General features: G+C 56.1%; 11 protein-coding genes. 5 read left to right on the forward strand and 6 right to left on the reverse strand.

Annotation, left to right across the window (positions count from 1 at the left end; translation table 11 throughout):
- Window positions 1-6: 6 nt before the first annotated feature.
- Window positions 7-3,231: a carbamoyl-phosphate synthase large subunit gene (gene carB, locus L6R44_RS09995; protein WP_237424036.1), complete on the forward strand. Its 3,225-nt coding sequence runs from the start codon at window positions 7-9 to the stop codon at window positions 3,229-3,231.
- 139 nt (window positions 3,232-3,370) lie between these two features.
- Entirely contained in the window at window positions 3,371-3,604 is a 234-nt protein-coding gene (locus L6R44_RS10000; protein ID WP_003856439.1) for a YgdI/YgdR family lipoprotein, read from the forward strand.
- Window positions 3,605-3,652: 48 nt separating this feature from the next.
- Here L6R44_RS10000 and L6R44_RS10005 read toward each other — a convergent pair whose 3' ends face one another.
- The gene (locus tag L6R44_RS10005; protein WP_237424037.1) at window positions 3,653-6,565 is read right to left on the reverse strand and encodes an autotransporter family protein; all 2,913 of its coding nucleotides are present in this window, start codon (window positions 6,563-6,565) and stop codon (window positions 3,653-3,655) included.
- A 365-nt stretch (window positions 6,566-6,930) separates the two neighbouring features.
- On the opposite strand from L6R44_RS10005, the gene kefF reads away from it, so the two are divergent.
- The 3 genes from kefF to folA all read left to right on the forward strand — a co-directional run bounded on the left by kefF (window position 6,931) and on the right by folA (window position 9,913).
- Entirely contained in the window at window positions 6,931-7,461 is a 531-nt protein-coding gene (gene kefF, locus L6R44_RS10010) for a glutathione-regulated potassium-efflux system oxidoreductase KefF (RefSeq protein ID WP_112781629.1), read from the forward strand.
- A complete protein-coding gene (kefC, locus tag L6R44_RS10015) occupies window positions 7,454-9,319 on the forward strand; it encodes a glutathione-regulated potassium-efflux system protein KefC (RefSeq protein WP_045327652.1) in 1,866 nt (621 codons plus the stop codon). Before kefF ends, kefC begins: the two co-directional genes overlap by 8 nt.
- Before the next feature lie 114 nt (window positions 9,320-9,433).
- The gene (gene folA, locus L6R44_RS10020; protein WP_008502023.1) at window positions 9,434-9,913 is read left to right on the forward strand and encodes a type 3 dihydrofolate reductase; all 480 of its coding nucleotides are present in this window, start codon (window positions 9,434-9,436) and stop codon (window positions 9,911-9,913) included.
- Window positions 9,914-9,976: 63 nt separating this feature from the next.
- Here folA and apaH read toward each other — a convergent pair whose 3' ends face one another.
- The 5 genes from apaH to surA are packed head-to-tail and all read right to left on the reverse strand — an operon-like array spanning window position 9,977 to window position 14,301.
- Window positions 9,977-10,825 carry a bis(5'-nucleosyl)-tetraphosphatase (symmetrical) ApaH gene (apaH, locus tag L6R44_RS10025; protein ID WP_237424038.1) on the reverse strand — a complete coding sequence of 283 codons (849 nt, stop codon included), beginning with the start codon at window positions 10,823-10,825 and terminating at the stop codon, window positions 9,977-9,979.
- 4 nt (window positions 10,826-10,829) lie between these two features.
- Window positions 10,830-11,207: a Co2+/Mg2+ efflux protein ApaG gene (gene apaG / locus L6R44_RS10030; RefSeq protein WP_032644031.1), complete on the reverse strand. Its 378-nt coding sequence runs from the start codon at window positions 11,205-11,207 to the stop codon at window positions 10,830-10,832.
- A 3-nt stretch (window positions 11,208-11,210) separates the two neighbouring features.
- The gene (gene rsmA, locus L6R44_RS10035; protein ID WP_032644032.1) at window positions 11,211-12,032 is read right to left on the reverse strand and encodes a 16S rRNA (adenine(1518)-N(6)/adenine(1519)-N(6))-dimethyltransferase RsmA; all 822 of its coding nucleotides are present in this window, start codon (window positions 12,030-12,032) and stop codon (window positions 11,211-11,213) included.
- Window positions 12,029-13,015 carry a 4-hydroxythreonine-4-phosphate dehydrogenase PdxA gene (gene pdxA, locus L6R44_RS10040; RefSeq protein WP_237424039.1) on the reverse strand — a complete coding sequence of 329 codons (987 nt, stop codon included), beginning with the start codon at window positions 13,013-13,015 and terminating at the stop codon, window positions 12,029-12,031. The genes rsmA and pdxA overlap by 4 nt, the downstream gene beginning before the upstream one ends.
- Entirely contained in the window at window positions 13,015-14,301 is a 1,287-nt protein-coding gene (surA, locus tag L6R44_RS10045; RefSeq protein WP_237424040.1) for a peptidylprolyl isomerase SurA, read from the reverse strand. Before surA ends, pdxA begins: the two co-directional genes overlap by 1 nt.
- Window positions 14,302-14,316: the final 15 nt, after the last annotated feature.

The raw sequence follows: 14,316 nt of genomic DNA on the forward strand, positions 1-14,316 counted from the left end.
AAGACAATGCCAAAACGTACAGACATAAAAAGCATCCTGATCCTTGGCGCTGGCCCGATCGTCATCGGCCAGGCCTGTGAATTTGACTACTCCGGCGCCCAGGCCTGTAAAGCCCTGCGTGAAGAGGGTTACCGCGTTATCCTGGTCAACTCTAACCCGGCAACTATCATGACCGACCCGGAAATGGCTGATGCGACCTACATCGAGCCGATTCACTGGGAAGTGGTACGCAAAATCATCGAGAAAGAGCGTCCGGACGCGGTGCTGCCGACCATGGGCGGCCAGACGGCGCTCAACTGCGCGCTGGAGCTGGAGCGTCAGGGCGTGCTGGAAGAGTTCGGCGTGACCATGATTGGCGCGACCGCCGACGCGATTGATAAAGCAGAAGACCGTCGCCGCTTCGACGTGGCGATGAAGAAAATCGGCCTCGACACCGCGCGCTCCGGCATCGCACACAACATGGAAGAGGCGCTTGCCGTTGCGGCTGACGTGGGCTATCCGTGCATCATCCGTCCATCGTTCACCATGGGCGGCACCGGCGGCGGTATCGCCTACAACCGCGAAGAGTTCGAAGAGATTTGCGAACGCGGTCTGGATCTTTCTCCAACCAAAGAGCTGCTGATTGATGAGTCGCTGATTGGCTGGAAAGAGTACGAGATGGAGGTGGTGCGTGATAAAAACGACAACTGCATCATCGTCTGCTCCATCGAAAACTTTGATGCGATGGGTATCCACACCGGCGACTCCATCACCGTTGCGCCAGCCCAGACCCTGACCGACAAAGAATATCAAATCATGCGTAACGCCTCGATGGCGGTGCTGCGTGAAATCGGCGTGGAAACCGGCGGCTCAAACGTGCAGTTCTCGGTGAACCCGAAAACCGGCCGTTTGATTGTTATCGAAATGAACCCGCGCGTGTCCCGTTCCTCCGCGCTGGCCTCGAAAGCGACCGGCTTCCCGATTGCGAAAGTGGCGGCCAAGCTGGCAGTGGGTTACACCCTCGACGAGCTGATGAACGATATCACCGGTGGCCGCACGCCAGCCTCCTTCGAGCCGTCCATCGACTACGTCGTCACCAAAATTCCACGCTTTAACTTCGAGAAATTCGCGGGCGCGAACGACCGTCTGACTACCCAGATGAAATCGGTCGGCGAAGTGATGGCGATTGGCCGCACGCAGCAGGAATCCCTGCAGAAAGCGCTGCGCGGTCTCGAAGTGGGCGCCACCGGCTTTGACCCGAAAGTGAGCCTGGACGACCCGGAAGCGCTGACCAAAATCCGCCGCGAGCTGAAAGACGCGGGCGCAGAGCGTATCTGGTACATCGCCGATGCCTTCCGTGCGGGCCTGTCCGTCGACGGCGTGTTCAACCTGACCAACATCGACCGCTGGTTCCTGGTGCAGATTGAAGAGCTGGTGCGTCTGGAAGAGAAAGTGGCTGAGCTGGGCATCAACGGCCTGGACGCTGACTTCCTGCGTATGCTCAAGCGTAAAGGCTTCGCCGATGCGCGTCTGGCCAAGCTGGCGGGCGTGCGCGAAGCGGAGATCCGCAAGCTGCGCGACCAGTATGACCTGCACCCGGTCTACAAGCGCGTGGACACCTGTGCGGCAGAATTTGCGACCGACACCGCGTACATGTACTCCACTTATGAAGACGAGTGCGAAGCGAACCCGTCCGTTGACCGCGACAAGATTATGGTGCTGGGCGGCGGTCCAAACCGTATCGGCCAGGGCATCGAGTTCGACTACTGCTGCGTACACGCCTCGCTGGCGCTGCGTGAAGACGGTTACGAGACCATCATGGTCAACTGTAACCCGGAGACCGTCTCAACCGATTACGACACCTCTGACCGTCTCTACTTCGAGCCGGTGACCCTGGAAGACGTGCTGGAAATCGTGCGCATCGAGAAGCCAAAAGGCGTTATCGTGCAGTACGGCGGCCAGACCCCGCTGAAGCTGGCGCGCGCGCTGGAAGCGGCAGGCGTACCGGTTATCGGCACCAGCCCGGACGCGATTGACCGCGCCGAAGACCGCGAGCGTTTCCAGCAGGCGGTTGACCGTCTGAAGCTGAAACAGCCTGCGAACGCCACGGTGACGGCTATTGAACAGGCCGTTGAGAAAGCGAAAGAGATTGGCTACCCGCTGGTGGTGCGTCCTTCCTACGTCCTGGGCGGCCGGGCGATGGAAATCGTGTATGACGAAGCCGACCTGCGTCGCTACTTCCAGACGGCGGTGAGCGTGTCCAACGATGCGCCGGTGCTGCTCGACCGCTTCCTCGACGACGCGGTGGAAGTGGACGTTGACGCCATCTGCGACGGCGAAATGGTGCTGATTGGCGGCATCATGGAGCACATCGAGCAGGCGGGCGTACACTCCGGCGACTCTGCCTGCTCTCTGCCGGCATACACCCTGAGCCAGGAGATTCAGGACGTAATGCGCCAGCAGGTGCAGAAGCTGGCCTTCGAGCTGCAGGTTCGCGGCCTGATGAACGTCCAGTTCGCGGTGAAAGACAACGAAGTCTACCTGATTGAAGTCAACCCGCGTGCGGCACGTACCGTACCATTCGTCTCTAAAGCCACCGGCGTACCGCTGGCGAAAGTGGCGGCGCGCGTGATGGCGGGCCAGACGCTGGCGCAGCAGGGCGTGACCAAAGAGATCATTCCGCCGTACTACTCGGTGAAAGAGGTGGTGCTGCCGTTCAACAAATTCCCGGGCGTTGACCCGCTGTTAGGGCCAGAAATGCGCTCTACCGGGGAAGTGATGGGCGTGGGCCGCACCTTCGCCGAAGCGTTCGCGAAGGCGCAGCTCGGCAGTAGCTCCACCATGAGAAAATCAGGCCGTGCGCTGCTCTCCGTTCGCGAAGGCGACAAAGAGCGCGTGGTTGACCTGGCCGCCAAGCTGCTGAAACAGGGTTTCGAGCTGGACGCGACCCACGGTACCGCGATTGTGCTGGGTGAAGCCGGTATCAACCCGCGTCTGGTAAACAAGGTACATGAAGGTCGTCCGCACATTCAGGACCGTATCAAGAATGGCGAATACACCTACATCATCAACACCACCGCAGGCCGCCAGGCGATTGAAGACTCCAAGCTGATTCGCCGCAGCGCGCTGCAGTATAAAGTGCACTACGACACCACTCTGAACGGCGGTTTCGCAACGGCCATGGCGCTGAACGCGGATGCCACCGAGAAGGTGATTTCAGTGCAGGAAATGCACGCGCAGATTAGCAAGTAAGTTTAAATGCCCGGTGCCGTTCGGTTGCCGGGCATTCTCCCCATCTTCAGAACCTTCTGGTTTTTCATCCGCTTTCAGTCAGTTAGCCTAAAATGGTTAGGTCGATAACGAAATTCAACTGAGAGCAGGGGAAAACACCATGCAAAATAAATTACTGATCGCTTCCGTTCTGGCTGCCACCGCAATGTTTACCGTGGCGGGCTGTTCGTCTAATCAGGCCGTAAAAACCACCGATGGCAAAACCATCGTCACCGACGGGAAACCGCAGGTGGATGACGATACCGGGCTGGTGTCGTACAAAAACGCCGAAACCGGTCAAACCGAGCAGATCAACCGTGACCAGGTGAAATCCATGGGCGAGCTGGATAACTAATAAAAAAAGCCGTGGCGTTTGCCACGGCTTTTGCTCTTTCAGGAACGGTTACCAGCGGTGGTTCAGCAGGATATGGCCGCCATAGGCAGCATAGCTGTTTTCGCCCCACTCGCCGCTGGCGCGCAGGGAGATCGTCGTGGTTTCGTTCAGGTTGCCGGTAACGCCCAACTCTAACTGTCCACGATCTTCCGGCGTATCGTTGCTGACGGTCTCGCCGTTAAACGCCAGATCGTTTTGACCCGCACCCTTCAGCCAGTTCACGGCAACGTGCGGCTGCCAGGCTTTCACGTCTTTCTGCTGGAAGTAGCTTGATTTGACGCCCAGACGACCAAACAAACCGTCGTTGTCCAGCGTTGTCACCCGCACGCCGTCGCGATCGGTGTGGTTTTCCTGATCCAGATAGCTGTAGATGATCTGTGCCTGCGGTTCGATCTTCCAGGTGCGCTCTTTCTCTGAGTCAATCACCCACGCATGACCCACTTCAACAGATGCGGCAAAACCGGTGCTGTCGTAGTCTTCATCGTTGCGATTGCTGGTCACTTTATTGTTGTACCAGCTGTATGCGGCCCAGGTATCAACATAGCTGCCCAGACGCAGCTTCTGATCTTCCTGCCAGGTTGCATACAGGCCGACGTTAAAGCCATCCACTTTGCCCTGCGCGTTGCGCACGTTGTGTTTTGCATCAGAGTGGGTCTTCGCCTGACCTGCCCCGAACATGCCACCCGCACGCAGAATACCGTTGTCCATCGGCTTGCTCATGAAGTCGCTGCCGACCTGAAGGACGGTGGTGGTGGTGTCATAGCTGACTCTGTCGCCGCCAGCATTGTTTTCATGGTAGCGACCTTTGACGTACATCCAGGTATTGAGGTCTTCTTCATTACGGAAGGTGATCTGATCGCGGTCGTCACGCTTGTGGAGGAACATGCTCTGCGCGGCAAGGTAGTTGCCTAAGTAAGCGCCGACCTCTGGAGCCATGACCTCAGGACCGCTGTTGCTGCCATTGTCGCCGTTGTCGGTGTTACCGCCGTTGTCGGTGTTACCGCCGTTGTCGGTGTTGCCGCCGTTGTCGGTGTTACCGCCGTTGTCGGTGTTGCCGCCATTGTCGGTGTTATCGCCGTTGTCGGTGTTATCGCCGTCGTCGGTATTATCGCCATCATCGGTATTATCAGACGGTTCATCAGAAGGCGTAGCCTTTGATTCCAGGTACCAGTTGCCGTTGTTGTGCTGATAGAGATTATATTCCCACGCACCGGCAACCACCGGTTTGGCAAGGGTCAACTGGGCTTCGGAGCTGCCGCCAACGCTGACAATTTCCATGCCGTTAACGGTTTGCGCACCCAGACCGCCAATGTTGTTAACGCTAACGCTGGACTGACCAAAGCTGCTGCCGGTAATGGTGAGATGATCGGTTGGCGAGTTATCTTCACCCAGGGTGCTGCTCATCACGATCTGACTGCCCGCAGAGCCGGTATAGTCGCCGTTAATGGTGAAATTGTTGCCTACGCTGTTATTGGCTGCACTGAGTAAAAGATTGCCACTGTTGGTGACGTTGCCGTTGACCGTATCGATACCTGAAACGCTCAGCGTATCGTTACCCTGAATCGCATTCCATGCAGCCAGCGTACCACCGGTGAGGATGTTGATATTGTTGTTTACTTCGCCAGCAGTGGCAAACTGAGCGCCATCGTTAATTGTGATGGTTGCGTTGCTTCCCTTGGCACCCAGGACTGAACCTGAAGCCACCAGAGTCGTGCCGCTATGAAGAACGGTATCACCCGTGTAGGTGTTCTTGCCTTTTAGCGTCAGGGTGTTGGAATCCACTTTTTCAACATTGCCACTACCGGTAATGCCGGTAGCGAACGCGGTATTACTGCCCTGATTAAAAATAAGGGTGCCATTGTTGGTCAAGCCCCCGCTCAGCGTTGCGGTTTTCGTGCCATCGCCAAGCTGGAGAGACGCATCTTTGGCAACGAGGGTAGTACCTGCATTAGACACGTTTCCCGACAGAATTAAATCACCGCTATTGACCTGAAGCGAATTGCCGGAACCAATAATGTCGATATCACCTGAGAGCGCCCAGCTTTCCCCGTCCATATTCAAAGAAGCAAAGCCATCGTCTTCCGTTAAGCCAACAAAATTGCTGTCTTCTATGCCGGTACCTGCCAGAGTGATTGTATTTCCTGTAGAGACGCTAGAAATTACATCGCCAGTCAGTGAAGAACCCGTGTTAAGCACCAGCGTATTATTTTTGCTGCTGGCAAACATGATTGCCGTGCTGCCACCGCCAATCGAACCGGTGTTGGTGATATCGACTTTCGCCGTATCCATTACCTTAATACCGTTCTGCGCGCCCTGTACGGTTCCGGTATTGGTGATTTTGGTGTTACCATCGCTCAGGTTAATACCATCATTCTCTGTGCCGGTAAGCGTGCCTTCGTTATTTACCGCAACGCCGACGCGTGAATTCAGGCCTGTTTTACCTTTAATAACCCCGGTGGCGCTATTAGTAATATTTACCGCTGAGGATTCTTGACTGACATAAATGCCATTGTCGAAAGCGGTAATATTTCCGTTGTTGATAATATCCCCTTGCATTGACGCTATGTTAACGGCCGTAGAGTCGGTAGAGGAGATGGTCGCGCCTTCTTCATTATTCAAGGTCACGCGTTGCGCGGAGGTATTAATATCCAGGCCTTTACCTGTGCCAGAAATGTTTCCATTGTTAGTCACTGTGGTGACGTTGAATCCTGAAACAGAAACTGCGCTCTCACTTCCCGAGGACGAGATGGTGACATCTTTATTAATGGTATACTGGGTGTCGGTGGAAAATTCTTGTGGGACAGAGGTGGATTCATCAATGGTTCCAGCGAAGGCTACAACTGGTGTGAATATAAGTAAGGCAGGAAATATCTTTCCAAGTGTTCTTGTGGTTTTGTTTAATATGAATTTTTTGTTGCGCATGTACACATCCATTTGAGAAGAAGTGACGCTAATTAATGATATGGAATAACCCTTTGGGCTTTTTGCAAGAATGGGCTCAAGACTAAGAGCATAAAATTATTATTTTTTCAAGGCGTTATGTATAGGTTGATTTATTAAAAAATGATTGTAGTCTTTCTTAATTGATCTTTAATTAATATATTTCGATCTTAATCATTCATTTAATATATTGTCTGCAAACCGTCGTTTTTACGCCTGCTATAACCCTCCGGAACAATGATTGCCAATTGTTGCGTTTTACCTTTGCAAGGCTTTTCGGCCCTTTCACCGGACGGGTTAACTGTCTACACTCACTGCTACAAGAAGAGAAGAAGACAGGCCATTTGATGATACTCATAATTTACGCGCACCCTTATCCGCAGCACTCGCACGCGAATAAGCGGATGCTTGAGCAGGTAAGGACGCTTGATAACGTAGAGATACGCTCCCTCTATCAACTTTATCCCGATTTTAATATTGATATCGCCGCCGAACAGGAGGCGCTTTCCCGTGCCGATCTGATTGTCTGGCAGCATCCCATGCAGTGGTACAGCACGCCCCCGCTGCTGAAGCTGTGGATTGATAAAGTCTTCTCCCACGGCTGGGCGTATGGTCATAACGGCAATGCGCTAAAAGGGAAAAGCCTGTTGTGGGCGGTCACCACCGGCGGAGGCGAAAGCCACTTTGATATCGGTTCTTTCCCGGGCTTTGACGTTCTGGCACAGCCGCTGCAGGCGACCGCGCTCTATTGTGGGCTGAACTGGCTCCCGCCTTTTGCCATGCACTGCACGTTTGTTTGCGACGATGAAACGCTGCAGGCGCAGGCTCGGCATTATAAACAACGCTTACTTGAGTGGCAGGAGGCGCACCATGGATAGCCATACGCTGATACAGGCGCTGATTTACCTCGGCGCGGCGGCGCTGATTGTGCCCGTGGCGGTGCGTCTGGGGCTGGGTTCCGTTCTCGGCTACCTGATTGCGGGGTGCGTGATTGGGCCGTGGGGCTTCCGGCTGGTCACCGATGCCGAGGCGATTCTCCATTTCGCTGAAATCGGCGTGGTGCTGATGCTCTTTGTGATTGGTCTGGAGCTCGACCCGCAGCGGTTATGGAAGCTTCGCGCCTCGGTATTTGGCGGTGGGGCGCTGCAGATGGTGGCCTGCGGCCTGCTGCTGGGCGGGTTCTGCATCCTGTTGGGTATGGACTGGAAGGTGGCAGAGCTCATCGGCATGACGCTGGCGCTCTCCTCAACGGCTATTGCCATGCAGGCGATGAACGAGCGAAATCTGACGGTATCCCAGATGGGGCGCAGCGCGTTTTCGGTGCTGCTGTTCCAGGACATTGCCGCTATTCCGCTGGTGGCGATGATCCCGCTGCTGGCGGCCAGCGGTTCCTCCACCACGCTGGGCGCTTTCGCGCTGTCGGCACTGAAGGTGGCGGGTGCGCTGGCGCTGGTGGTGCTGCTTGGTCGCTACGTGACCCGCCCGCTGCTGCGGTTTGTTGCCCGCTCTGGCCTGCGCGAAGTGTTCAGCGCCGTGGCGCTGTTCCTGGTGTTTGGCTTCGGCCTGCTGCTGGAGGAAGCCGGGCTGTCGATGGCGATGGGGGCATTCCTTGCAGGCGTTCTGCTGGCGAGCTCTGAATACCGTCACGCGCTGGAAAGCGATATCGAGCCGTTCAAAGGCCTGCTGCTGGGGCTGTTTTTCATCGGCGTGGGGATGTCCGTCGACTTCGGCACGCTGGTGACGCATCCGCTACGCATTGTCATCCTGCTCGTCGGCTTCCTGGTTATTAAAATGGCGATGCTGTGGCTGATTGCGCGCCCGCTGAAGGTGCCGAACAGGCAGCGAAGCTGGTTTGCGGTTCTGCTGGGGCAGGGAAGCGAATTTGCGTTCGTGGTCTTCGGCGCGGCGCAAATGGCAAACGTCCTCGATCCCGAGTGGGCGAAAGCGCTGACGCTGGCGGTCGCGCTGTCGATGGCGGCGACGCCCGTTCTGCTGGTGGTGCTGACGCGTCTGGAAAAATCGGGCAGCGAGCAGGAGCGCGAAGCCGATGAGATTGACGAAGAGCAGCCGCGCGTGATCATTGCCGGATTTGGCCGCTACGGGCAGATCGTGGGCCGTCTGCTGCTGTCCAGCGGGGTGAAGATGGTCATCCTCGATCACGATCCCGACCATGTTGATACCCTGCGTAAATTCGATATGAAGGTGTTTTACGGCGATGCGACCCGCGTCGACCTACTGGAATCCGCCGGGGCGGCGAAAGCCGAGGTGCTGATCAACGCTATTGACGATCCGGAGACCAGCCTGCAGATGGTGGAAATGGCGAAAGAACATTTCCCGAGTCTGACCATCATCTCCCGCGCGCGCGATGTGGATCACTATATCCGCCTCAGGCAGGCGGGCGTCGAATCCCCCGAGCGTGAAACCTTCGAAGGCGCGCTGAAGTCTGGCCGCATGGCGCTGGAAAACCTGGGGCTGGGCGCGTACGAAGCGCGCGAACGGGCAGACCTGTTCCGCCGCTTTAATACCGAGATGGTGGAAGAGATGGCGGCGATGGCGGGCAGTACGGCCACCGAGCGTGCGGCGGTGTTTAAACGCACCAGCGCGATGCTGACGGAGATCATCAATGAGGATCGCAATCACCTGTCGCTGATCCAGCGGCACGGCTGGCAGGGCACGGAAGAGGGCAAGCATACCGGAGATCCTTCTGACGAACCGGAGAGTAAACCTTCCGCGTGAAGCGGAGTTGCCAGCAATATTAAAAAATTTCTGTATCTTTACTCTGCCGCCAGTCGACGAAAGATTAAGCTTTCCGTATAGTGGCGGCAATTTTTTGCATCCGGGAAATTTTCAATGATCAGTCTGATTGCAGCGCTGGCGGTAGACCGCGTTATCGGTATGGAAAATGCCATGCCGTGGAACCTGCCTGCCGATCTCGCATGGTTTAAACGTACGACGTTAAACAAGCCGGTAGTGATGGGCCGCCTGACCTGGGAGTCGATTGGTCGTCCATTGCCGGGCCGTAAGAATATCGTTATCAGTAGCCAGCCGGGCACTGACGATCGCGTCGAATGGGTGAAATCGGTAGACGAGGCGATTGCTGCATGCGGCAATGCTGAAGAGATCATGGTGATTGGCGGTGGGCGCGTGTACGAGCAGTTCCTGCCAAAAGCGCAGAAGCTGTATCTGACCCACATTGATGCCGAAGTGGAAGGGGATACCCATTTCCCGGACTACGATCCGGACGAGTGGGAATCGGTATTCAGCGAATTCCACGACGCGGATGCGCAGAACTCTCACAGCTACTGCTTCGAGATTCTGGAACGTCGTTAAGTGATATACCCCTCTCCCCAGAGGGGACCGTTCGGTGCGGTCTATTGGGGGGAGGGGCAACAGTCAGGAGGCAACGGCCTCGTTTTCTCCTGAGTCCAGCTGTCGGTTGGACGGCTGCACAAAGTACGCTTTATCTTCCCAGCGTAAGCAGGTTAACTCTCCGCCCCAGCAGCATCCGGTATCCAGACCGTAAATCCCTTCCGGTGTTCCTTTTCCTTCCAGTGCCGCCCAGTGGCCAAATACCACGCTGTACTCGCTGGTCACCGGCCCCGGAATGGCAAACCACGGTTTCAGCGGAGCGGGCGCGCTTTCCGGCGTCTCTTTGGAATACATGTCCAGCTGTCCGTTCGGGAAGCAGAAACGCATGCGGGTGAAGGCGTTGGTGATAAAGCGCAGACGGGCAAGACCGCTAAGCTCCTCGCTCCAGTGGTTTGGCATATCGCCGTACATGGCATCAAGGAAGAAAGGATACGAGTCGCTCGCCAGCACCGCCTCAACGTCACGCGCGCAGGTTTTCGCCGTCTCAAGATCCCATTGTGGGGTGATCCCGGCATGCGCCATGACCAGTTTTTTCTCTTCGTCGACCTGCAGCAGGGGCTGACGGCGCAGCCAGTTAATCAGATCGTCCGCGTCCGGCGCATCAAGCAGCGGGGTGAGGCGATCTTTGGGTTTGTTGCGGCTGATCCCGGCGAACACCGCCAGCAGATGCAGATCGTGATTGCCCAGCACCATGCGCACGCTGTCGCCCAGCGATTTGACGTAACGCAACACGTCAAGAGAGCCGGGGCCACGCGCGACTAAATCGCCCGTCAGCCAGAGCGTGTCCTGTCCTGGCGTAAAGTCGACCTGTTTTAACAATGCGATCAGTTCATCGTAGCAGCCGTGAACGTCGCCAATCAGATATGTAGACATTAGATTAATGAATGAGTGTGGTTACGGCGAGACGGAACACGGGAATGGCAACGCGGAAGCCATTGCCATCGACGTCGACCATTTCATAATGGCCTTGCATGGTACCCATCGGCGTTTCAATTACCGCACCGCTGGTGTACTGGTACTCTTCGCCAGGGGCGATGTGGGGCTGTTCACCGACCACACCTTCGCCCTGAACTTCGATTTCGCGGCCATTGCCGTTGGTGATAAGCCAGTAGCGCCCGCGCAGCTGCACGGGCGTCCGCCCCAGATTGCGAATGGTCACGGTGTAAGCGAAGACAAAGCGTTCTTCGTCCGGAGAGGACTGTGATTCAACATAGACGCTTTGTACATGGACACAGACGCGGGGCGAATCAATCATGGCTTAACTCTCCTTCGACGGCGCATTATCGCTGATGTAATTAGCCAGCTTGCAGTACTGCTCTACGGAAATGTTCTCCGCACGCATTGCCGGGTCGATCCCAAGTTCAGCTAATACCTCAACGGTAAATGAATTGCTCAGGCTGTTACGGATCGTTTTACGGCGCTGGTTAAAGGCCTCTGTGGTAATGCGGCTGAGCACGCGCAGATCTTTAACCGGATACGGTTTCGTTTTGTGCGGCACAAGGCGCACAACCGCTGAATCCACTTTCGGTGGTGGTGTGAACGCTGACGGCGGTACTTCGAGTACCGGGATCACGTTGCAGTAATATTGCGCCATCACGCTTAAACGACCATACGCTTTACTGTTCGGGCCTGCAACCAGACGGTTAACAACCTCTTTTTGCAACATGAAGTGCATGTCGGCAATGGCATCAGTATAGCTAAACAGGTGGAACATGAGCGGCGTGGAGATGTTGTACGGCAGGTTGCCGAATACGCGCAGCGGCTGACCCATTTTTTCCGACAGTTCGCCAAAGTTCATGGTCATGGCGTCCTGCTGATAGATAGTCAGCTTCGGCCCGAGGAACGGGTGCGTTTGCAGGCGTGCGGCCAGATCGCGGTCCAGTTCGATGACGGTCAGCTGGTCGAGGCGTTCGCCGACCGGCTCGGTCAGCGCGGCAAGGCCCGGGCCGATTTCAACCATCGCCTGACCTTTTTGCGGATTAATAGCCGAGACAATGCTTTCGATCACGAACTGATCGTTAAGGAAGTTTTGCCCGAAACGTTTACGGGCTAAGTGGCCCTGATGGACTCGATTAGTCATTGAGTATTAACAATCATTTTGATGGCGAGATTAAGCGCCGTAATAAAACTGCCGACATCCGCTTTCCCCTGGCCTGCCAGATCCAGCGCAGTACCGTGGTCAACGGACGTTCGAATAAAGGGTAAACCGAGGGTGATATTCACGCCGCGGCCAAAGCCCTGGTATTTTAGCACGGGCAGGCCCTGATCGTGGTACATCGCGAGCACGGCGTCGGCATTATCCAGGTATTTCGGCTGGAAAAGGGTATCCGCAGGCAGCGGCCCGCTGAGATTCATCCCCTTCGCCCGCATTTCGTTGAGTACCGGAATGATCGTGTCGATCTCTTCGGTGCCCATGTGCCCGCCTTCCCCGGCGTGTGGATTGAGGCCACATACCAGCACGTGCGGCTGCGGGATGCCAAATTTTGTCTGCAGGTCGTGGTGCAAAATCCCGATGATCTCGCGCAGGAGTTCAGGGGTGATCGCATCAGGAATGGCTTTGATCGGCAGATGGGTGGTCACCAGCGCAACGCGCATCGCCTCTGTTGCCAGCATCATCACCACTTTCGGGCTGCGCGAACGCTCTTCGAAAAATTCCGTATGCCCGGTAAACGGTATGCCTGCTTCGTTGATAACGCCTTTGTGAACCGGGCCGGTTATCAGGGCGGCAAATTCGCCCTTCAGGCAGCCGTCGCAGGCGCGCGCAAGGGTTTCAACGACATAGTGACCGTTTTCCGTGCTGAGCTGGCCCGGAATAACCGGCGTACGAAGGGGAACGGAGAGAAGGGTGAGCGTACCGGCTTGCTGCGGTGCAGGCTGTTGACCTTCAACGTAGGGGATGAGCGTTAAAGGCAGACCGAGCATTGCTGCCCGGTCCTGTAACAGTGTTGCATCGGCACAGACAACCAGCTCTACCGGCCAGCTGCGCTGGGCGAGCTGGACAACGAGGTCAGGCCCAATCCCGGCGGGTTCGCCGGGCGTGATAACAACACGATGCTGTTTCATTAGTTGCTCAGAATTTTCACGTAGGCACTGGCGCGTTGTTCCTGCATCCAGGTTGCTGCTTCTTCAGAGAACTTACGGTTGAACAGCATGCGGTAGGCTCTGTCTTTCTGTGCCGCATCCGTTTTATCCACGTTACGGGTGTCCATCAGCTCGATCAGATGCCAGCCAAATGAAGAGTGAACCGGCGCGCTGATCTGGCCTTTGTTCAGCTTCATCAACGCGTCGCGGAAGGCAGGATCGTAGATATCCGCCGCTGCCCAGCCCAGATCGCCGCCCTGGTTAGCAGAGCCGGGATCCTGAGAGAACTCTTTTGCTGCTTTATCAAATGAGGTTTTACCGCTCTTAATGTCCGCTGCAATCTGTTCCAGCTTCGCACGCGCCTGATCGTCAGTCATGATCGGTGACGGTTTCAGAAGAATGTGGCGAGCATGAACTTCGGTGACGGAAATATTTTGGCTCTGGCCGCGCAGATCGTTCACTTTCAGAATGTGGAAGCCCACGCCTGAACGAATAGGACCGACGATATCTCCTTTCTTCGCCGTGCTCAGCGCCTGGGCAAAGATGGATGGCAGCTCCTGAATACGTCCCCAGCCCATCTGTCCGCCTTTCAGCGCCTGTTGGTCTGCGGAGTAGGTGATGGCCAGCTTGCCAAAGTCACCGCCGTTACGCGCCTGTTCGACAATCGAACGCGCCTGGCTTTCTGCTTCCGCGGCCTGATCGGACGTTGGGTTCTCCGGCAGTGGGATCAGAATGTGGCTCAGGTTCAGCTCTGTGCTCGCATCGTTCTGGTTACCCACCTGTTTTGCCAGCGCGTCCACTTCCTGAGGCAGGATGGTGACGCGGCGACGCACTTCGTTGTTACGCACTTCCGAAATCAGCATCTCTTTACGGATCTGGTTACGGTAGGTGGCGTAGCTGATACCGTCATAGGCCAGACGGCTGCGCATCTGATCTAAAGACATATTGTTCTGCTTCGCGATGTTAGCGATCGCCTGATCGAGCTGCTCGTCAGTGACCTTCACGCCCATTTTTTGCCCCATCTGCAGAACGATCTGATCCATGATCAGACGCTCCAGGATCTGGTGGCGCAGCGTGGCGTCATCAGGAAGCTGTTGACCGGCTTCGCCCGAATTGAGCTTCACCGATTTCATCAGACCGTCAACGTCACTTTCAAGTACGACGCCGTTGTTAACCACAGCAGCGACTTTATCAACAACCTGGGGGGCCGCGAAGCTGGTATTCGCAACCATAGCGACACCGAGCAGCAGCGTTTTCCAGTTCTTCATACTTTTTCCATTTCA

Origin of the sequence: Enterobacter cloacae complex sp. ECC445, assembly GCF_021892025.1 — a bacterium.
Classification (GTDB): Bacteria; Pseudomonadota; Gammaproteobacteria; order Enterobacterales; family Enterobacteriaceae; genus Enterobacter; species Enterobacter chengduensis.